Genomic DNA, 22,317 nt, shown 5'->3' with positions numbered 1-22,317 from the left:
TGCACCCTAAAAGGTTGTAAAAGTACGTTAACCATTTGTGTGCCTGTCCCATAGCAATTGGCTGGTAGAGCATACTTATACTCTTTATAGAAAGTTGTTGACATCAATGAAAATTATGAGATTGCTTCGCACATTTGAATGGCGTGTTCTTCCCATTCTGGCGAAGGGCTTGATCGGAAGTGGTTTTCTCGCTTTGTTGTGTAGACAACGGGAAGATCGTTGGCTGGAGCGATGGCTTCCACTTATTCAAGCCCGAGCCATGGGTTTAGCAGTGCTGGAAATTGGTTGTGGAGATGGGCGCGACACTGCCATTATTCATCGTGCTGGGTTAAAAGTGAAGGCGATCGATATATCTTCTGCAATGGTTAAGCGGGCGAGTGTTCGTGTGCCTTCGGCTGTTTTTTTTGTTCAAGATTTACGAGCTCCTTTTCCAATAGATAGGACCGGCGTGGTGATTTCCAGTTTGTCACTGCATTACTTTTCTTGGGACGAGACTCTGGATATTATTCGGCGAATCAGAGCAGTTTTGTGGCCTGGGGGCATATTATTATGTCGACTGAATTCTACAAAAGACGTCAACTTCGGTGCGAAAGGACACGCTAAAATTGATAATGATTTCTACTTGGTCCATGGAACACCAAAACACTTCTTTGATCGTTCCTTAATATTTAAAGCTTTCTCTGGATGGAAAGTGTTGCATATAGAAGAAAAGGAGACACATCGTTTTATTCTACCAAAAACTATCTGGGAGGTGATTTTGGAAGTGGAGACAAAGTAAAGGGATTCCACTGCCATCTTTGATGTTTTTATGGCAGGAGAAGACATTATCTCTGCCTCGTCAGTGGGTAGACGGCTAGCATCAAAACTAAGCATATCAATTCCTTGATATGCTTAACTCGGTTAGTGAAATGGTTATTGCACCAGGTAAAGTGAATGTTTTGTTGGATAGGAATCGTATTCAGCTAACGGTACCATCTTAATGGATGATTTATTATCTCTGATTATTTTTGGTCCACTTACTGACCATTTAGCAGACTCAAGAAGAAACGCTGCTGGTTGTCCAGTGGTGCCAATAACAGGAGCACCGACTTTTAATGAAGCTCCATATGGAATGGCGTGGAAAATCTCAGGTGTGACTTCAATGAAGTTCTTAGTTAAGAACTTCATTGGCCGAATTGAATCAACTTGAAAACGTGTTCCAGATACAACAAATGTTAACGGTAAACCAGCTGCTTTAATTCCATAGCCTTCGTAGATGTTTGCAATCTGACTGGGGAGCATACTTTCACAGTTCATTCCAGCACTGACATCAATACCAATATGTGCCAAGTTTGTAGGCGACATGCGAGGGAAATTACGCGCAGTCGCATTGATAACATCGATTGGTAGTGTACTGCACTGCCCAGTACTTGAGGCAACTGAGTGCTTATCAGGTCTTGATACAATACCAGGGCCTTCTACAGTAGAGGTACTTAATTGGACATCGTTGTAGATTTTCGTAGAGAAGTCTGGAGGATAAAAGCTTAAAGATAGCCTGGAACCATCATTGTGAGCCACGATCCATGCATTGAGTGCATCTGAGAACTGCATATCGACGCTTACCCAGTAGTTTTGACGGTATTCGGTGTGATCCTCTTCCGTTTTTGTGACGAATCCATTGGGGGCAAGTTCTTCAACTTCACTTTGAAAGGTTGGATCGGGAGATCTTAAGACATATTGTCCACCGCCGCCGTAAATTTTATCTAGGGAATTTGCTCCAGTCGTATCGGTATTGTTGGAAATATGAGCATTATGACAGGCTGAAATTTTAGTCGAATTAATGAAAGCAATTGCGCTGGCTTTAGAAAAATATCAAATTTTGTCGTCAAAGCGACATTCCTGCATAAAGTGTTTTAACATTTGACTGTTAAATACGTACAATCCCCTCCCTGAATGTGTTCTCTACAGAATAGGCTTGGTTTGTCACTGATCCAGATTTACACATCGCGGAGCCGCTTGTCAGCCTGGCTTGGTATATTAGCGATATTGATGTTGTTCATTGCACCCGTGATCTCCCGGTCACTGGAACATGCGCGCATTGGTGAGTCTCATTCTGACATTGCTTCTGCATCACAGGGCACTAACCATCATGATGGTATGCAGATGGGTATGCATGCGGGTGGTGGCATGTCGATGCTGGATGATATTGCCTGTGGATACTGCGTCTTTCTTATCCATGTACCGATGCTGGATTTGGCGAATACACCGTTATTCTGGTCAACTTCGCTGACTTCACGGTCACCACCGGTTCAACCTGTAACTCTCTTCCTTGCGCATTTCATCTTTTCGGATTCGCTGCCTCGCGCTCCGCCTGAACAGATCTAATCTCATCGGTTTAAACATAATAAAACGCTTTGTCCTGCTAACTTTTTAGCCAGGAAAAGTTTGCTTATACCAAAAACTGTTTGGTTGGATTCTATAACGTATTCCGCTTTTGATAGCAATATCGCTTCGGAGCGCGGATGCACATTAAGGAAAGATGATGTTTGAAAAAAATGCTTCTTATAAAAAAAATACGCTAGCCCGTTGTATTAGCTCGGCAATGCCGATTTTTCTGCTGGCAGCTTTTAATGGATATGCGGTTGAAATCTCACCAGATTCGCATGATCATGCGAATGACCCAAAAACCAATGACGGCGATGTGATTACCGTCACTGCGCCTTTGTATTCGCCTTTATCAATTGTCACGTCACTAAAAACGCCTCGTCAGCCAGTTCCGGCAAGTGATGGCTCTGACTATCTGAAAACCATACCCGGTTTTTCACAAATCCGTAATGGGGGCACCAATGGTGATCCAGTATTTCGGGGAATGTTTGGTTCAAGGCTTAAGATCCTGACTGATGGCGCAGAAATGCAAGGGGCCTGTCCTGGCAGGATGGATGCGCCTTCATCTTATATTTCACCGGAAAGTTATGATTTGCTGACACTGATTAAAGGGCCTCAAACCGTATTGTGGGGCCCAGGTGCTTCCGCTGGGACCATCAGGTTTGAGCGTGAACATCCTAAATTTAATGAGCCGGGGGTGAAGGTCAATGCCAGTGGGTTGACCGGTTCAAATGGTCGTTGGGATGGCAATGTTGATGCCAGTGTCGGCAATGAATTGGGATATTTACGTTTAATGGGGAATACCTCCCGTTCACATGATTATAAAGATGGTAGTGGGTATCGTGTCCCTTCACGCTGGGATAAGTGGAATAGCGATCTGGCGCTGGGGTGGACGCCGGATAAAGATACACTGCTCGAATTGACCGCCGGGAAAGGTGATGGAGAGGCCCGCTATGCGGGGCGTAATATGGATGGTTCACAATTTAAACGTGAAAGCCTCGGCGTGCGTTTTGAGAAATCTAACATCAGTGAGGTTCTTGATAAGGTTGAAGCCCAAGTTTATTACAACTATACCAACCATATCATGGACAATATAACCTTGCGTTCTCCGAACAGCCCTATGTCTATGGGATCGATGGGGAAGATGGGCATGCCTTCTACGACTTGTAAGCATATGTGTGGTATGCATATGAATATGAACAGTGGTATGTCCATGCAACTGGATCGTCGGATTGTGGGAGGACGGGCGATGGGCACCTGGCTATGGCAAGATTTCAAGCTGGAAAGTGGTGCGGATACTCAAACTAATACCCATCGTAATAAATCAGGCAGCGTGTGGCAAAAGGATGCCCAATTCCGTAATTATGGCTTGTTTGGTGAGTTGACCTGGTATGCCACAGAGCAGAGCGAGTTGATAACCGGTGCCCGTCTTGATCGCAGTCTGGTGAAAAAATTTGCCGGCAATAGCGAGAAAGAACGAAATGATACTTTGCCAAGTGGTTTTATGCGTTTAGAGCATACTCTCACTGATGTTCCGCTGATGTTTTATGCCGGTATTGGTTATACCGAGCGCTTCCCGGACTACTGGGAGCTATTCTCGCCTAAACTCGGTCCGGCAGGCAGTGCCAGCGCTTTTGATGGCGTGAAAAGTGAAAAAACTACCCAGCTTGATATTGGGGCGCAATATACGGGAGAACGCTTTAATAGCTGGGTGTCAGCCTATGTAGGGCGGGTGAATGATTTTATTTTGTTTAGATATAGCCCAACCAATGCTCGCCTCAGCCAGGCTGATAATGTTAATGCCAATGTTATGGGCGGAGAGATGGGCTTTGGCTATCAACTGACAGATCATTGGAAAACGGATGCCAGCCTGGCTTATTCATGGGGTGAAAATACCACAGATAACAAGCCACTGCCTCAGATCCCACCTCTGGAAGCCCGTTTCGGATTGACTTATGAACGTGGTGACTGGAGCAGTACCGGTTTGTGGCGATTGGTTAGCAGCCAGCATCGGATTGCTATCGATCAGGGAAATGTTGTCGGCAAAGATTTTAAAGACAGTCCGGGTTTCGGCGTGCTTTCTGCAAACGTCGCCTATAAGATCAACAAAAATGTCAAAGTTAGCACAGGTATCGACAACATTCTGAATAAAGAATACAGCGAACACCTCAACCTTGCAGGTAATAGTACCTTTGGTTATTCAGCAAACACCTCAGTAAATGAACCCGGCCGAACAATATGGGCTAAAGTTAATGTAACATTCTAATGATAAAATGGCGTCCAGTGATTGGACGCCAATATTTTTCTTACTTGTTTAATATTCAAGGAGAATGATTATCACTGGCTAACCGTATTTATTTTTCCTACGGTCCTAATTTATTGCAGCGAATAATACAGTGTGGATTATTATTTCTGATTACCGACATACGGATAAACTTTCACATAATCAACGTCGAATGTGGCGGTTGTTTTATTTATCGGGCCGTAACCCTGAGCTGGATAACTGCGCGGTACTTCAGAGCTTAAAATAATGTATTGGTTTGCGATTGAAATAGGGACTTGTTCCAGACCAGACAAATATTGAGGAACATCATCAACATAAAATGTGTAGCCATTTGGTGTCCATGCCACCGCAAATTTATGGAATTTACCATCAGCAAGTTTACTCATAGACAATTTCTTTGACCATTGTTTATGAGCGTTGCCATAACCATTCCAGTGAATCGCATGATCATATTGATCTTGTTTAGCCTCAGCTAAGTGTTCAAATACATCAATTTCGACGCCTGATTTTTCTGGATTGGTTAGATCCTTACCCATGGTTGGTGACTGTACCCAGAATGCGACCTGATTACCTTCGGCGCGATTAAATCTGACAGCAGCTTCCCAATAGCCATATGTCTGTAGGAAACTTTTTTGTGTTGAAATCATGCCGCAATAATTTTGTAGCTTGCCGGAAGAACTATCAGAATAGGTTTTTATGGTTAAATATCCATTCCGTACAATAACGGCTGATTGAGTATTAATACAATTATTTCTGACACCTAAACCACGGTAATCCCATTTTTGGCTATTGAGTGTTGTGCCATTAAAATTATCCTCAAATGATGGCGTGGAGCTGAATTCACTTGGGATTTTTGCCGAAGCATACCCACAGAACAATGAGCTTAATAACAACGTATAGGCTAGCTGAACTTTCATCTGTTTTCCTTGTATTTTTTGACGTGAATAGTCGCCATTTGGACGTTATTACACGTTTTCGTAGGGATAGGGGGAGGCCACTTTATCGAATATTAGCGACAGGGTGACCGATTTAATTTGTTATCCCCTGCTTGTTGTTTTAGTAGGTAAAAATAAGGAAATAAAAGTCAGCGACGTTGATTAAGGGAAAATAATTAAAATAGAGACAGTAAAAGAAGCGGTTATAGCAGATAAATAGAACCCCGTTCACCAGAACGGGGTGTATGGCAGTTCTAAATTATTTCGATGCATCCAGAGCTTGGGCAAGATCGGTAATAATATCATCAATATGTTCAATGCCGATTGACAGGCGGATCATATCGTGTGGTACACCTGCTTTAATTAACTCCTCGTCATTTAATTGGCTATGAGTGGTTGAAGCTGGATGGCAGGCGAGTGATTTTGCATCACCAATATTAACCAGGCGCACAATCAGTTTTAACGCGTCAATAAAGCGGGCACCGGATTCCTGCCCGCCTTTAATACCAAAGGAGAGAAGGGCTGATGGTTTCCCATTCATATACTGCTGTGCCAGTTCATGTTCCGGGTGGTCTGGCAATCCTGCATATTTCACCCAACTAACTTGAGGATGATTTTGCAGGTAATGGGCCACTTTCAGGGCATTTTCAGTGTGACGCTCCATTCTTAATGCCAGCGTTTCCAACCCTTGCAAAATAAGGAAAGCATTAAAAGGCGATAGCGCGGCACCCATGTTACGTAACGGTACGACACGGCAATGCCCGATAAACGCGGCTTTACCGAACTGTTCGGTATAGATGACGTTGTGATAAGAGGGATCCGGGTTATTCAGAATGGCGAATCTTTGCTTATGTTTTTCCCAAGGGAAGTTACCGGAATCAACAATGATGCCGCCAATAGTAGAACCGTGTCCTCCCATGTATTTGGTCAGAGAGTGAATAATAATATCGGCGCCGTGCTCAAAGGGCCGGCAAAGCGCAGGCGTGGCGACGGTATTGTCAACGATTAAAGGAACGCCATGACGGTGAGCCACTTCTGCGAACTTTTTCAGATCAACAACATTACCTGCCGGGTTACCAATGGATTCACAGAATACCGCTTTGGTCCGGTCATCAATCAGTGATTCCAATGCTGCAATATCATCATGGTCAGCAAAGCGTGTTTCAATACCGAACCGGGGCAATGTGTGAGTCAGCAGGTTATGGGTGCCGCCATATAACTTGGCAACAGATATAATGTTATCCCCGGCTCCGGCAATGGATTGAATAGCGCAGGTGATAGCAGCCATACCGGATGCGACCGACAATGCGGCTATCCCACCTTCAAGTAAAGCAACCCGCTTTTCCAGTACATCATTAGTCGGGTTCATAATGCGGGAATAGATATTTCCCTCGACCTTTAAATTAAACAGATCGGCACCGTGTTGGGTACTATCAAATGCATAGGATGTTGTTTGATAAATAGGGACAGCAACGGCTTTGGTGGTTGGATCGGGAGAATATCCGCCGTGGATCGCAAGAGTTTCTGGTTTCATTTTCGGTCTCTTCTCTATATCGGTAAGATTACATGTATCTTTGATGAATAGATGTAAGCGGCTTTTATCAAAACTACAGCGCCACTTACTGCCGTTCACAAGGAATTTAACGTGTACATTTGTTTGATTGATGAACCGTCGGAGTAGGTATCTATCAGCTTAAGGGAATTTCCGGTGATAGAAAATGTGATTTTTTCGTCATTTTCATCAATTCTCCAACGACCAATGTTATCGACGTTATTGGAAGCCCATTCGACACGATCGCCCTTTAAACGACATTTAATTTTCCATAGGGAATTATCACTGGGTCGAATGTAGTGCATATACGTCACATCATCGTTATTTTGACAAAATAGGATAGATGCGGTTGCCTGACAAATTTGACTAAGATGAGGATGAATTTGTACAGTCGTTTTGACAGGTTGAGAAGTCGTTTTATCGGTTGAAATTGTGTAAAGCCCCGTCGCCAGTATCGCTAAAACAATAAAGATTTTATTATTAGACATTATATTTCCGCTAATTCTTTATTAATCAAATAAATAATTTAAAAATGTTACTAATTCAGTGATATATCGGGTGTCGCTATTTTTTAATTATGTGGACATTATCACAAAAAGCAGAAGCTATTTAAGTCGAGTAACATTAACTATTAAAATGGAAAATGAGAACAAAAGACTTAAATAAATATCTAATCTTCTAGAAAGATCACAGAATTTCTTGTGAAGTAGTTCGTTTTCGTTAGGTTGCCTGATTTATTTCCTTCTATTTCCTGAACAAAAATAGAGGATATACCCATAATTTTAAATTTTTAAAAATTTTTCCGCATGATTTTAGTGATAATTTATTGTTAGTATGATCAACATTGGAGCTAATCAATAAATTAACGGTATTTTTATGGCTAAATTTTCAAACTGGCAGGAATTAAGACAATTGTTCTTACTTTCTTTTCCCATCATTATTGCGCAGATAGCACGTACCGCAATGGGGGTTGTTGATATAGTGATGTCTGGTCACTATGCTACTGCTGATTTAGCGGCAGTAACGTTAGGAAGTAGTATTTGGTTCCCTATATTTGTGTTGGGATACGGGACTATTATCATGCTTGCGGCAGATGTCGCAAAGCACAAAGCGCAAGGTAATGAAGAAGGGGTCAAAGAGAGCCTTAGGAATTATTTGTTTCTATCGATGATACTTTCGATACCAATAATTTTATTGTTAATGTTAATTAGCAAACTTTTTTCATTTATAGGCTTAGATGATAATATCTTAGATATTACACGGGGCTATGTTATTGCTATGGCATTTAGTGTTCCCGGGGTGATGATATTTAATGTTTTTCGTTCATTTCTGCAAGGCTTAGAAGACACGAAAGTTGCTATGTACCTATCTTCTGGTGCCTTATTACTGAATATACCGTTAAATTACATGCTTATTTACGGGAAATTTGGTTTACCGGAAATGGGCGGCGTTGGTGCGGGTATTACAACGGCAATTATTAATAATCTCAGTGCTGTATGTTTAGTTGTTTATTTTTTGTTGAAAAATGAGTATCGGCGATATCGATTTCGTTTAAAATTCCCAAAATATCAAGATTTACTGAGGACTTTTTATATTAGCATTCCTAGTGGATTGGCTTTTTTTGTTGAAATGGTTTTTCTCGATGTGGTTGCTGTATCCGTTGCGCCTTTAGGCACTCAGACTGTTGCCGCACATAATATTATGCTTAATATCGTCACTATCATTTATACCGTCATTACAGGATTTGCGACTGCGACGACGGTAAGAGTGGGCTCCTATATTGGGCAGAGAGATAGAGCATCATTAATGGGTGTTATAAGAGTTTCGATTTCTTTGGTATTATCTATCTCCGTAATTTTTGGTTTTCTAATATATTTCTTCGCGGGGCCATTGATTTCACTCTATACTAACGATGACTCAGTGATAATAATCGCACTTAGCCTGGCTTTTTTATTCTGTTTCTTCCAGTTCTTCGACTCCTTTCAGGGAACTTTAGCGGGTATTTTGCGTGGTTTTCATGATACCCGATCGGTATTTTACGCGCCTTTATTTGGTTATTGGTTAGTTGGTTTACCACTAGGGTTTATTTTGGCTTTGACAGACTGGGTAACCGATAGCATGGGAATTGTAGGGTTTTGGTATGGTTTGGTTTTAGGTCTTTTTGTGAACTCTGTTTTATTGTCTATCATATTGAAGATTAGGGTGAGAATGGTCGTTTCTCAATTAACTTCTTAATTTAGTGACAAAGTATCACATCCACATCAATTCCCTGCCAAAAGGTAGGGAATTGATGAACTTATGTAAATAACTTATTCAATTCTTTCATATAAGATAAAAGTAGTATCAATATTTTTATTTGAAAATTTACTTCATAAAAAATTTTCATTGTGAATGAAAGTTTACTTTTTAAATGTGTGGTTATTAAATCCATTTAAGAGGGAGATAATGTTGTAATTGTATTTTAATTCGTTTTGGTAATATGTCTATTTTAGTGTTTTTAGTAAATAATATATTAGTGAAAGTTTTCTGAATAATTATATATAAATTCTTTATAATAATTTATCCCTGCTTAAATAAGATAAATTATAGGCTCATCTTTATTGATTTTAGTTTTAAATTGTCAAATATTTTTTGATTAATTTAGAATCAATAATTATCATCTTATTAGTTACCATGAAAATAGTAACATATAAATTAATTACATTATTAAATAATAACTTGGCAATATATTCATGTGTATTGATTTTTTTACACTTATTGTTAGCTTTATCCACCCAAGATTATTTCCATAATTTTACTATGGTTATGGTAAATATTGATTTAATAATTAAATAGTTAGGTGTATTTATTGTCATTTTATACAAGTTCACATAATCATTTCATGATAATGATTATCATTTCATTTTTTATTAAAAGTACGTTAATATGCGCGTCAGTCTTCGGACAGTACTAAAACTATGTAATAAGCAATCTCTAACATTTAATTAGTTAACATAAGGAATATGCTATGAACAAAGTTAAAGTGTTAATTGCAGTATTAGGTACATGTGGATTAGTAACACAAGCAATAGCTACCCCTGGTTTTGGGCAAACTCAAAATTTTGATCAGAATAAACCCAGCATTAGGGTAAATGTGACTGAAAAGGGGGGGACTGGTCATGCAAGCTCTGGGGGAGAACCGGGGATTGGGGTGCAGTCTATAGCCGGAGGTAAAATTGTCAGCTTCTCGGGCCTTACCCGTTATGCCGCAGCGGATGCCAATGGTATTCATAAAATTTCTATGCCTGGATCAGGTAGCCATGGTGGTATGGGGGTCTTTAACTTTAGTAAAGTCGCTAATGCTGATGTCTACTTTGGTGAATGGTCACAAACCGGTCAGATAAACGATAAGACTCATACTGCCTATTATTCCGGTAAAGACATAACGACTAATTTACCTACTGGTGGCATAGCAACCTATACGGTTAAAGGAATTAACCAATATAGTGGCAGCAATGCTCTGCAAGGGACATTCACTGCTGATTTCGGCCAGAAAAGGCTTTCTGGTTCAATAGCAAATAGTGCATTGACTGTTGGTATTGATTCTAGAATTAGAGCAGATGGCTCGTTTGTTGGGACGGCGACAGCAGGAAATGTTGTCGGTACAAACAACGGCCACTTCTTTGGTGATAATGCGTCGAGTTTAGCTGGTGTGGCTAAATTTAATTCGGATCACAGTAAAGATACCGCCTTTGGTGGGACTAAAAATCCATAATATGAATTTGTGTTAACTGAATAAGGCAAAGTTCATATGGGCTTTGTCTTATTTTGTTTATTTATTGGTCCGACTATTAAGCAGTGATATTCCGATGTTAAATGCCCCCATTATCCGTTTTACCATACTGCTCAACTGTTTGTTTTTTTACCCTTCTTTGGCTCTGGCAGATGAAGATACCGGCAGAAGATTGTGGAATAACGTACAGCGAAATTTGCAGGAACAAGAAAAAGAGATCATCACTGATGAAACTGTGAATGAGAATACTGATCATTTATCGATAGTCCTTAATGGTCAGACTTTCAGTGTTGAGAATAATGTGAATGAGGTTGGTCAGGCGCTGTATTTATCTATTAATCATCAACAAGTTAAGGACGTAGAGCGCTTTTTATTGATGTATCAGAAGTTACCTGGGCATGATATGCAATTGGTACATTTTGCTCAGGCGAATCTTGCACGTTCGCAGGGTAATTTAGTGGCGGCAGAACAGCATTATCAGGCTATTTTGCACCAGCAACCTGATTTTACCCGGGCTAAATTGGAGTTAGCCAGGGTCTATTATGAGAACCAGAAAAATAAAGAGGCAGGTTTACTGTTTAATGAGATTTCTGCGGCGAATCACGATAACGAAAATAAATTACCACCAGCAGTCATTAAGAATATAACCAGCTATCAGGATGCGATTGAATTGCGTAATGCCTGGCGTGGGTCTTTTGCCGTAGGATATATTTTTAACGACAATACTAATATGTCACCAAATAAGCCTCCTGTTTGCCAGAAATATGCTGAAAATGGCAGTTGTATAGCTGAACGTGAGTTGCCTTTGGCAAAGAAGGCAAATGGTATCAGTTATGATGCTACGTTACGTAAGATATACCAGCTAAGTGGTCACCACGGTATATCCTTGCGTTCAATGACTTATGGTGAAAGTTATCGTCATCATAGTGAGGAAAATGAAAATACCACTTCCGCTTATTTGGGATATAATTATAAGGCACAGAAAAATGATTTTCTGATAGGTCCAATTATTGAGTTTAATCATGTTGGTAACCATTCCCGTTATCGCACCACAGGAGTGAAAACTGAATGGATGAATATTCTATCAAAAAATCTGGCATTGAATCTTGAAGGTGAATATAAACAGTTTCGTTATCATAAACTTTATAATCATAATGACGGTAATATGACTTCTGTTTATGCCACCTTATCTTATTATTTAACTGATCAGACAATTACCTTTACTGGTGGTGATTGGGTTAATAAAACCAGTGTTGAGAAAGCGGATGATTATCAACAGAAAGGCATACGAGCGGGTATTTCTACCCAGTTGTATCCGGGAATTAATGCGGTGGTATTTACCGCATTACGACAGAGGCAGTTTGGAGATTACAGTATGCCATTAAGTGCACGCCGTAAAGACAATGAACAACTCTATTCGGCAATTCTCAGTATGCCTAAATTTGATGTTTTTGGCTTAACGCCGGTCATCACTTATCGGTATAGAAAAAACAATAGTAATGTCGATTGGCTATACTCATATAGCAAAAACGAAGTGTTAATTAAGTTTGAAAAATATTTTTGATATTGATTGAAGTAATAGGTTATTTAAATCCGTACTATGGCAGATAATCACTATGCATAAATTAAATAATAAATACAGTAAAATAACATTGGTGGTGGTATTAACTTACAACCTGATACCTTACCGTGTTGATGCAGATACACCAATACCCCCTGTTCAATCAGTGAAACAGCCTGCTGGAGATAAGGCCGACTTAGGCAAAATTAACGTTTCAGCAACCAGTGAAAAAGATCAGGCAGGCTATGACGCGGTGTATGATAAAGATATTACCAATATTTACCTGGGTAAGGATTTGGTAGAACGCTATAAGGGTGCTTCACCTGCGGATGTTTTAAAAAGTGCAGTTGGCGTATTCAGTGGTGATTCCAGAAATAGTGGCGCATTAGATCCTAATATCCGCGGCATTCAGGGACAGGGGCGGGTTCCTGTTACCATTGATGGTACTGAACAGGCCATTACGACCTGGCGTGGTTATAACGGTGCTAATAACCGTAATTATATTGATCCTAATCTGATCAGCAGCATTGAAATAGAAAAAGGTCCGTCACTAACTCGGGGGGTAAAAGGTTCCATCGGTGGGGCCGTAATGATTAAAACCTTGGGCATAGATGATGTGGTACCGGCAGATGAGAGTTTCGGAATTAATCTGAAATTGGAGACCAGCAGCAATGCGGTGAAGGAACGTGTACCGAGTCTGCAATGGGGGCAAGATTATCGTGATATTCCTGGTTTTACTAAGGGATTTAACTATGTTGATCCTGCGTTAGAAATTACCCCAAAAAATTCAAAAGATAATAAATTATTTGGTCTGAAAGATAATGCAATACGTCTGGCGATAGGTACTCGGCAGGAATACTTTGATCTCATGGCAGCCTATAGCTATCGTAGTAAGGGAAATTATTTTGCTGGTAAGGGGGGAGCCCATCGCTATGACGCTCCGATCAGTGATAAGGATAAAGTTATACTTGATGGTGGTACCCGGCCGTATGATCCTTATTTACCTTTCGCTGCACGTATATATCGCCCCGGCAATGAAGTGCCGAATACTTCCAGTGAAATGGAATCTTGGTTACTTAAAAATACTTGGCATCTGGCTAATCAACAGACTATCGAGTTTGGTATCCGCGATACCAAGACGACTTACGGTGAAATTATGCCTTCGCGCATTAGTTGGGTTCGAGCTGAGGAGAATATTGTATCGCAATGGCCTTTGGCTAATGTACATCAGCAGGCATTTAATGTGGACTATAAATGGAAGCCTGATGGGAACAAGTGGGTTGATTTTGATATGAAGTTCTGGGTTACCCGTACTATTAGTAATACTAATACAGCTGGGGGGTATCCTCGTGAGCCGCGGGAAAGGGATGAGGTCTGGGATGTGAATGGTAAGGAAAGAGATCCGAATAAAGATGGTAGCTTGGTAGAGACTGCTTCCACTAATGCGCATAATAACCGCTGGGGTGTTGATCTTTCTAATGCTTTCGCGCTGACTGCGAATTTGGATTTAACATTGTCGGCTAATCTGCAACGGGAACGTTTGGGCTCGCATGATGATTATGAAGCAAAGAGTTTCTCCAATTTTCGTGCATTACCAAGAAAAGGGCGTCGTCAGGAAAATAATATTGCCTTTAATTTCGACTGGCGCCCTACTTCATGGCTGGCATTAAGCGCTGGGGCTAAACGGGTGAGCTATTGGTCTAAGGATGATTTTTTAAATGAGCGTTTAGCGGCGCGTGATCATCGTTATAGTAAGGACAAAAAACTGGTTGGTCGGGGGCTGCAATATAAGAGAACACTTACTGAACGTGAAGCTGAATTATTTAAAAAATTTAATGATTGCTCATGGTGTTTGACTGATGATGAATTTGATAAATATTTTGAAAAGAATTTCTCGGAATCAGAAGAGCGAGATTCAATTCTTCGCCCTATGGTACCGGTAGATGTGCTTTGGCAATATCGTGACGATGGTAAGTTATATAAACAAGATAACCCCTATTTCAATGGCGAGCTTGATATGAATGAGCGTGTTATTGATCCTGTCACTAACAAAGAAGTATATAAATATGAATACAGTGATACCCAAGATAATAGCCGTTATAGTGATAGTTCAGGAGAAATATTGAGTAATAGTGATGGAGGTTTAGTTTATAAAGAAAAAAGTGAACAGGAGCGTTGGGCTAAACAACCTAAACGTAAAGATTATGCTTGGGCACCGGTATTTTCCGCAACAGCTTATGTGAGTGATAATGCACGTGTCTATGCACGTTATGCCGAAGCGGTACGTATGCCGAGTATTTTTGAAGATACCGTCGGCTTTTCCTCTGGTTTGACTGATAAACCGGCCCGCTCTTTTAAACCTGAACGTAGCAAAACAGTTGAAGTGGGTTATGTTCATGATTTAAGTCAGTTGTTGGGGGCGGAGCATAATGCGGATATTAAATTCGCTTATTACAATACGGTCATAGAGAATGTTTTTGACCGTGATAGTAACTTTAAATTTACTCAATTAGATAAACAGAAATTATCGGGTTTAGAAGTACAAGGGCGTTATGACAACGGGGGATTCTTTACCCAGTTTGGCTTGTCTTACAATCTTAAAAATAAAGTTTGTGATAAAACCTCCGCAGGTATACTAGATCCGACTAATCGATTTGGTGTTCCAGAATGTATTGATGGCGGTTTTCCCGGTGGTTTTTTAAGAACGACTATTCCTCCCCGTTATTCTCTTAATCTGAATATTGGTGGCCGGTTATTAGATGAAGATTTAGAAATAGGGAGCCGGGTGTTGTATCACAGCAGTGTGGAGAATAAGGATGAAAAATGGTTGATGAAAAAAATGCCGGGCACTTATAAAGGGATAAATAATAACCCGATGCGCTGGAATCCGGTAATGACCGTAGATGCTTATATTAATTATAAGGTTACGCCAAATGTTGTTGTTGAATTATCCGGCACTAACTTAACCGATCGCTATTATCTGGACCCGTTAACCCGCTCCATGATGCCGGCGCCCGGACGGACGTTTAAGCTGAGTGTCACCAGTCAGTTCTGACTCTTGACGGGAGATTAACCTGCCTGTAAGAAGGTTAATCTCCGCAGATAACGAGCGGAAAGGTGGCTTGAATTATGATGAAAAATCGTCTTTATATTGGCTTGTTTGCTTCTTTGCTGCTACATGCAAGTGTCATTGTGATTATGGCATCTCATTTATTACGTGATGACAGCGCAAATAATCAATCAGTGAATTCGCCAATAATCAGTATCTCAATAGAAATGGTTGCTTCAGCGGCACCTGCTGGGCAGGAGCAGCCTACGAAGCAGGAACCTCTCCCGCCTCCGTTACCCCCCGAAGTGGTGGTAGCGGAATCACCGCTTGAGGCGAAAATAGCGCTCAATAAGCCAGCGGACAGGCCACGGAAACGAGAGCCGCGGAAACCGCCGGAAGAACATGCCGATGCCAAACCGAGGAACAAACCACAGAAAGAGTCAGTAGAAGATCCCCGGCCAAAACTGGCAGAGCGTGGGCGTAAACCGGAAACGGAGCAAGCAGCGGACAGTTCCCAGGTGGCAGGGAGAGATGTTGTGGATTCACAGGCCGGCGCACGTCAGGCGATGACCAGTCAACCGATGACGGGTTTGGGTTCCGATGATTTACAAGGTTATCAGTCTGCTTTACGTCGTGAAATTGAAAAACACAAACGCTATCCACGTCGGGCGAAAAAGATGAAACAACAGGGTATTGTACAGGTAAGCTTTAGTTTACTGGACAGTGGTGAGCTGACAAATCCTCAATTAGTACGGAGTTCTGGCGCTGATGAATTGGATCGGGCTGCACTTGCGGCTATCCAACAAGCCCGGTCCGTGGGGGTAAAACCGGCTGGTTTGCCGAGGGATCATACCTTAGCGATAGAGTTTAATTTGCATTGAGGAGGTGACTCCTCATGCTTGTTTTCTCATGTGTAATAACGGAAAAGGATTACCCTGGCCGTCAACTTCTGAACGGTTGAAAACGTTAAATCCCTGATGCAGATAGAAATCAACTGCTTGAATATTTTGTTCATTCACATCCAGTTCATTAATACCTAATTCGGTAATACCAAAATTCAGGAGTGTTTTGCCGATACCTTTACCACGGGAATCAGGGGAGATAAACAGCATCTCAATCCGATGCTGAGCAACACCCATAAAACCCTCAATTTCGTTTTTGTCATCTGTTGCTTTATAAACAGTAAGCATTGGCAGATAGGTATGCAGAATCAGTGGGCGCAATTCATTAATATTTTCGTCAGATAAAAAATCATGGGTTGCCCGTATAGAGGCTTCCCAAATTTCGATCAGATTATTGAAATCTGCTTTTATTGCTCGTTGGATTCTCATATTTATTCTGTTTAATTTCTTATTTTAACCAGTCTCTTAAATTGATGATGAATTGACTCTATCACATTTTTTGTGATGGATCGCTTCAGATGCTCATCAAACTCAGTCGTTATCCTAACCAGAATCTTTGATTGTTAAAATTGTTGCTATTTTGTGATCTATTTCATGAGTCGGAGGAGAGAGTTGAGTCTATTTGGTCTAATATTATTTTTTATAGTTAATTGAATTTTAAACGAATTGGTTAGTTGAACTGCCTGGCGACACTAAATTAAAAATGTAAAAAACAATGCAGTATATCTTCGCTTACTAACTATAATGAGGTATTGGTTAATCAGGGCAAGAATAGCGTCATATTTCATCAACGCAGGTTCTGTTTGGATTGATCATTTCAATTGAACGGATAGTTCAATGATAAATATAAAATTATTTCTTGAGGATAGTTAATGAAAAGATCATTTATATTTGCACCAGGTATATTAGCACTTGCGATAAGTGCAATTTCGAACGCACATGCTTATGACAACCTATATGTTTTTGGCGATAGCTTAAGCGATGGCGGAAATAATGGTCGATTCACGACGGACGGTGAGACAAGTAAATTGTATAACGATTTTATCGCTAAACAATTAGGGATTGAGCTGACCAACTCTAAGAACGGAGGCAACAATTATGCTGCCGGTGGCGCGACTGCTGTTGCCAGTTTAAATAATAAAGACAACACACAGGATCAGGTAACTCGTTATCTGGCAAGTCACGGTGGACATGCTGACCCTAATGGTATGTATGTTCATTGGATTGGTGGCAATGATGTTGACGCTGCATTACGAAATCCAGCTAAAGCGGAAGAAATTATTACTAAGAGTGCGGTGGCGGCTTCATCACAGGTACATGCTCTTCTCAATGCAGGAGCTGGGTTGGTGATAGTGCCTACGGTTCCTGATGTGGGTATGACTCCGAAGATTATGGAGTTTGTTCTCTCTAAGGTGGGAGCTACTCCTGAAGATCTGGCTAAAATTCATGTAGCAGTCAACGGGTATCCCACAATTGATAAAGACACCCGTCTTCAAGTTATCCATGGTGTTTTCAAACAGATTGGAGCCAATGTTTCAGGAGGTGACGCCCAAAAAGCTGAGGAGACCACTAAGCAATTGATTGATGGTTATAAAGAATTAAGTAGTAACGCTTCAAAATTGGTTGATAACTATAATCAATTAGAAGATATGGCTCTTAGCCAAGAAAATGGCAATATTGTTCGCGTTGATGTTAATGTCCTCTTGCATGAAGTTATCGCTAATCCTCTACGCTATGGTTTTCTCAACACCATCGGTTACGCTTGCGCCCAGGGTGTTAAGGCGGATTCCTGTAGTTCTAAAGATGTCGGTTTTGATGCCAGCAAGCCCTTTTTATTCGCTGATGATTTTCATCCAACGCCAGCCGCACAGCATATGGTTGGTGAATACACTGTTTCAGTCCTCAATGCTCCGTATCGGGTTATGCTACTGACGAACGCCAACAATGTGCCTGTGAAAGGGGCACTTGCTTCCCTCGACGGCCGTTTACAGCAATTGCGTAATGTGGGTAACGAGCAGGGTAAACTAGGTGTATTCGGTGGTTATAGTGGTAATCACAACCACACGCTGACATTGGGTAGTGACTATCAGCTCACGGATAATATTCTGTTGGGTGGCATGATTTCGCGTTATCAGGATAATCCTTCTCCAGCCGATAATTTCCGCTATGATGGCCGCGGCAATGTGCTCACCGCTTACGGCTTGTGGCGTTACTACGATAAAGGTTGGATTAGCGGTGATCTTCACTATTTGGATATGAAATATGAGGACATTACTCGTGGTATCGTGCTCAATGAGTGGTTACGCAAAGAAAATGCCTCGACTTCCGGCCATCAATGGGGCGGACGTATTACCGCTGGTTGGGATATTCCGCTGGCATCTGCCGTCACAACCAGCCCGATCATTCAATACGCTTGGGATAAGAGTTATGTCAAAGGGTATCGTGAATCGGGTAATAACAGCACTGCCATGCATTTTGGTGAACAGCGCTATGACTCTCAGGTTGGCACGCTAGGCTGGCGTCTTGACACGAATTTTGGCTATTTTAACCCTTATGCCGAAGTTCGGTTCAACCACCAGTTTGGTGATAAGCGTTATCAGATCCGTAGTGCTATCAACTCAACCCAGACCTCTTTCGTTAGCGAAAGCCAAAAGCAGGATACCCATTGGCGTGAATACACGATTGGTATGAATGCTGTTATTACAAAGGATTGGGGCGCTTTTGCGTCAGTATCACGCAATGACGGTGATGTTCAGAATCATACCTACTCTTTCAGTTTGGGTGTCAACGCCAGCTTTTAATTGTGCGTTGGTCGAAAAATTAATGATAATGCCCGATTAGTAATCGGGCATTTCCTGAACACTTTTCATTATCAATAAATTAATATTAAAACCTTACATTTTGGCGCACTTGTAAATATCTGGTCTATTTTTATCTATGCCAATGATATATTCATATTTCTCCTAACTATGTAATTTTTCATCCTGGATCCCTTTGAGATTAAATAATGTTAATTGGTTTTTATGTCTCTGTGCTTAAATTATTTGTCGAGACTCTTGTAATGAATAAATAATAAATTGAATAATATAAATATAGCAAAAATAATCAGATAGATTATCCAGATGAAAATATGTTTACTATCGTTTGTGTCGGAATCAGTTGGAATATGGTGTATACAAAGTTTCTATTTGAAAGAAATATATAGGGTTGTATATTGTTTTTGTAAATTTAGAATAATGATAGGCCCTACTGCACAGAGTAGGTACCTATTTTTTCAGATTTTTTTGAAAGATAAGTCGTTAGATGGATTTAATTTTATCTTCTGATATATACCATCGAAGAGAATTCTTAACGGGAGACGAAGTTACCATTACTAATCCTTTGTCAGCTAGTTTCAATAGTAGATAACGAGCTTTGTAGATAGTGAAATCACATTGCTCTGCTACATCACGTGTGCTGGGCCATGATTCTGGTGGTGGAGCCATTTGCATTTCCCGAACGGTGCATAATTTGGATATGACATGAAGTACTTGATCCGTCTGGGAAGGCTGAGTCGAATCTTTCCGGTTTTCCATATTAACTCCAGGTTTTATCGAACCCTGTTAGATACCTTGAGTTACTTGGCGTAATCCAACGGTTAATTTCAACATATACGAACTATCTAAATGTCCGTTCATAAAGAATTGCCGGGTATATCCTGTTTTGTCAAGGTTGGTTTTTGTACGATGTAGATTAATTATATCGAAAAATTAAAATCTTAGATCTTTTGATTTGATCAATAAACACAATAAAGAATTTTATTCTTATATATGTATAACTTGCGATATTATAGGTCGCAAGTTATAGTGTTGAAATGTTATGTAAGTGTTTTGTTGTGAAATTATTTGAATTTGTATTTTTTGTTTTTATTTGTTGAATTATTCTGTAATAATTTTAACGTCAATAAGAATATTGCTTATGTATAAATGTTTATGGATGAACTGTGTTTTCATTAACTTGTTTCTAATCATGATAAATCCAGTGGTTAGCCATCAATGACATCGTTTTTACTTTTCTGTGCTTAATGGATTTTTATATGTCGTGAATTGTTCGCGTTTTTCTAACAATCATATCTATGTCAATGTATTTTGGCATCTCAACTATTTTAGTTAATGGATTCCATTCATAAAAAGCAAAAAATACTAATAATCACAAAATCATTCACTTAGAGAGTTACTCTGAAATTAAAGTTGATTTGTATTCTGTGATTTTGTTGCGTGTTATTAGATGCTTTTGTGTTTTATTTTTATCAATATATTGAGGATTAGAAATGAAACTGAATAAGATTATGATGGCAACCACATTAATATTTGTCATTACTATTGTCAGCGGCATCATGATTGATGTATCGTATTCCATCAATTCGAACAATTTAGATCACACTGTAAATCTTAGGAAAACTTCCAAATTAGCGTTGAAAGGTGAGAGGAGCCAAATCCCAAAAAATACCGAAATTTGCTTGGAAAATTGCAGTTTGGAACCGATAGTTCAGCGATTATTATCTCGGGTAACTTTAAAAGTGTTGCTGGTTCTACCCCGGATTATCAATAGGCCAGATAAGCCGCCAAAGTCATAATAGCGGGAGAAACTTCCTATGTTCAGATAATGGTAAGTTTTATTTTTTAGTCGTTATCTTTTGATCAGGGACTCTGATCATGAGATAGAGAAAATTAGTAATTTTTAAGAATAATCTGGTGCTTAAGTTATCCTTCCTATAGATTCTTCATGCTCTATTTTTAGTCATTGTCATATCAGTCTTATAAAACTTTCAGATTAATATAAGGCCAATGAAAATATCGTATTTTCCTTTTTAAGATAGATTCTTGGTTTTTCATTATCAGATTATTTGTAAATAAAATTAAACATTAATAACGTGACTTTATTGTTAAATAATGTTATTAAATGTAAAACTAAGGTTTATATTTTAATATTAATTTTTTCTTATCTGATTGTTATCCAATGGGCTAGGCAGCAAGAATGAATAATAGATTTAACCGTTTAATAACGTTACAAATATCGGCTTACCTTCAGTATTGATTGCTAGTTGCTCTGTTAAGATATTGATTTGTCTTTTCTAACGAAAAAGTATGAAAAACAATAAGAATGTGAAAGAACATGGCAAAACATCGTTTTTCGAACAATATTTTTCTAAGCTGTATATGGGTCATGTGGAGCACTGCTCTGGGGCTCTATCTGGCGGGTAATCTGTTTAGCTGTACAGTGACAGCGATTCTATCTTTTCTGGCTTTAATATTTTGCTTTATTAACATGAGATCGAGATCAAAAACTATGTTTGGAAAAAAAACAGAGGCAATGGCTGTAGAACCAATGTCTCAGGTTGGTGATGATAAAAAGAATGCCACAGAAGCCCGCCGTTGCACCATTGTTGCTAAAAGCTCAGTCTTTAAGGGCGATATTGATGTAGAAGGTGATATACAGATCTGGGGTAAAGTGATTGGGAATATCCGGGTGAAAGAGGGGGCAATTCGCATTATGCATGCCGGGCGGGTTGAAGGTGAACTTAATGCTCCAGAAATCATAATTGACGGTGATGTTGAAGGGACTTGTTGTGCAGCAACACTGGATATTCTTGAACATGGTGAACTGCGAGGTATCAGTCGCTGTGGCAGTATGTCTATCAAGCGTGGTGGTTTATTCTTTGGGCAATCAGAACAGGTTGAAAATAAAGCAAAATTAACATCTGAACGTGTTGTACCAATAAAAGATACCAATAATGACAAATCCAAAGATAAGGCCACGGTAAAAACAAGTGCCTGATAAACCAGGCCCGTGTGATGTGTGATTCTGGTGGTTTCCGGCACGGGCCACTTTTTTGACTTTTAAATTACGTTGTTTTAC

16 protein-coding genes are annotated in these 22,317 nt (G+C 40.1%); 10 read left to right on the top strand and 6 right to left on the bottom strand.

Translation table 11 applies throughout. The features are described 5' to 3' along the window. The first annotated feature begins 106 nt into the window (after positions 1-106). Positions 107-778 (top strand): class I SAM-dependent methyltransferase, encoded by a 672-nt coding sequence (locus C5470_RS09885; RefSeq protein WP_207626942.1) that lies wholly within the window; start codon positions 107-109, stop codon positions 776-778. Between the two features lie 134 nt (positions 779-912). Here the strand turns inward: C5470_RS09885 and C5470_RS09880 are convergent, their stop codons facing one another. Next, on the bottom strand, positions 913-1,590 hold the full coding sequence (locus C5470_RS09880; RefSeq protein WP_166288335.1) for a hypothetical protein: 678 nt from the start codon (positions 1,588-1,590) through the stop codon (positions 913-915). A gap of 405 nt (positions 1,591-1,995) precedes the next feature. Here C5470_RS09880 and C5470_RS09875 point away from each other — a divergent pair, with 405 nt between their 5' ends. Both C5470_RS09875 and C5470_RS09870 read left to right on the top strand, forming a co-directional pair. Further along, positions 1,996-2,364, top strand: coding sequence for a DUF2946 domain-containing protein (locus C5470_RS09875; protein WP_242687893.1), 369 nt, complete (start codon positions 1,996-1,998; stop codon positions 2,362-2,364). A gap of 154 nt (positions 2,365-2,518) precedes the next feature. After that, positions 2,519-4,630: a TonB-dependent copper receptor gene (locus C5470_RS09870; RefSeq protein WP_207626941.1), complete on the top strand. Its 2,112-nt coding sequence runs from the start codon at positions 2,519-2,521 to the stop codon at positions 4,628-4,630. A 140-nt stretch (positions 4,631-4,770) separates the two neighbouring features. Here the strand turns inward: C5470_RS09870 and C5470_RS09865 are convergent, their stop codons facing one another. From C5470_RS09865 to C5470_RS09855, 3 genes are all read right to left on the bottom strand, one after another. Further along, entirely contained in the window at positions 4,771-5,565 is a 795-nt protein-coding gene (locus tag C5470_RS09865) for a glycoside hydrolase family 16 protein (protein WP_036842943.1), read from the bottom strand. A 277-nt stretch (positions 5,566-5,842) separates the two neighbouring features. Beyond that, positions 5,843-7,117, bottom strand: a complete 1,275-nt coding sequence (locus C5470_RS09860; RefSeq protein ID WP_036842945.1) for a bifunctional O-acetylhomoserine aminocarboxypropyltransferase/cysteine synthase — start codon at positions 7,115-7,117, stop codon at positions 5,843-5,845. Positions 7,118-7,212: 95 nt separating this feature from the next. Continuing rightward, positions 7,213-7,623, bottom strand: coding sequence for a hypothetical protein (locus C5470_RS09855; RefSeq protein ID WP_036842948.1), 411 nt, complete (start codon positions 7,621-7,623; stop codon positions 7,213-7,215). A 388-nt stretch (positions 7,624-8,011) separates the two neighbouring features. On the opposite strand from C5470_RS09855, the gene C5470_RS09850 reads away from it, so the two are divergent. The 5 genes from C5470_RS09850 to C5470_RS09830 all read left to right on the top strand — a co-directional run bounded on the left by C5470_RS09850 (position 8,012) and on the right by C5470_RS09830 (position 16,398). After that, a complete protein-coding gene (locus tag C5470_RS09850; RefSeq protein WP_166288329.1) occupies positions 8,012-9,370 on the top strand; it encodes an MATE family efflux transporter in 1,359 nt (452 codons plus the stop codon). Between the two features lie 772 nt (positions 9,371-10,142). Further along, the gene (locus tag C5470_RS09845) at positions 10,143-10,889 is read left to right on the top strand and encodes a Slam-dependent surface lipoprotein (protein ID WP_036842953.1); all 747 of its coding nucleotides are present in this window, start codon (positions 10,143-10,145) and stop codon (positions 10,887-10,889) included. 94 nt (positions 10,890-10,983) lie between these two features. Then, positions 10,984-12,471: a surface lipoprotein assembly modifier gene (locus C5470_RS09840; protein ID WP_036842956.1), complete on the top strand. Its 1,488-nt coding sequence runs from the start codon at positions 10,984-10,986 to the stop codon at positions 12,469-12,471. A 52-nt stretch (positions 12,472-12,523) separates the two neighbouring features. After that, positions 12,524-15,523: a TonB-dependent receptor domain-containing protein gene (locus C5470_RS09835; RefSeq protein WP_166288326.1), complete on the top strand. Its 3,000-nt coding sequence runs from the start codon at positions 12,524-12,526 to the stop codon at positions 15,521-15,523. 74 nt (positions 15,524-15,597) lie between these two features. After that, complete coding sequence (locus C5470_RS09830; RefSeq protein WP_166288323.1) at positions 15,598-16,398, top strand: energy transducer TonB; 801 nt, start codon at positions 15,598-15,600, stop codon at positions 16,396-16,398. 12 nt (positions 16,399-16,410) lie between these two features. Here C5470_RS09830 and C5470_RS09825 read toward each other — a convergent pair whose 3' ends face one another. After that, the gene (locus C5470_RS09825) at positions 16,411-16,848 is read right to left on the bottom strand and encodes a GNAT family N-acetyltransferase (RefSeq protein ID WP_036842964.1); all 438 of its coding nucleotides are present in this window, start codon (positions 16,846-16,848) and stop codon (positions 16,411-16,413) included. Positions 16,849-17,291: 443 nt separating this feature from the next. Between C5470_RS09825 and C5470_RS09820 the strand changes: the two genes are divergently transcribed. Further along, the gene (locus C5470_RS09820; RefSeq protein WP_166288320.1) at positions 17,292-19,220 is read left to right on the top strand and encodes an autotransporter outer membrane beta-barrel domain-containing protein; all 1,929 of its coding nucleotides are present in this window, start codon (positions 17,292-17,294) and stop codon (positions 19,218-19,220) included. A gap of 498 nt (positions 19,221-19,718) precedes the next feature. Here C5470_RS09820 and C5470_RS09815 read toward each other — a convergent pair whose 3' ends face one another. Further along, positions 19,719-19,904 carry a FaeA/PapI family transcriptional regulator gene (locus tag C5470_RS09815; protein WP_242687906.1) on the bottom strand — a complete coding sequence of 62 codons (186 nt, stop codon included), beginning with the start codon at positions 19,902-19,904 and terminating at the stop codon, positions 19,719-19,721. Between the two features lie 1,843 nt (positions 19,905-21,747). Here C5470_RS09815 and C5470_RS09810 point away from each other — a divergent pair. Next, positions 21,748-22,236, top strand: coding sequence for a bactofilin family protein (locus tag C5470_RS09810; protein ID WP_242687891.1), 489 nt, complete (start codon positions 21,748-21,750; stop codon positions 22,234-22,236). The last annotated feature ends 81 nt before the right edge of the window (positions 22,237-22,317 follow it).

It is taken from the genome of Photorhabdus stackebrandtii (genome assembly GCF_011189495.1).
GTDB classification, from domain to species: domain Bacteria; phylum Pseudomonadota; class Gammaproteobacteria; order Enterobacterales; family Enterobacteriaceae; genus Photorhabdus; species Photorhabdus khanii.
Note: the sequence above shows the minus strand (reverse complement) of the source record. Positions and strands in the feature narration are given on the sequence as shown.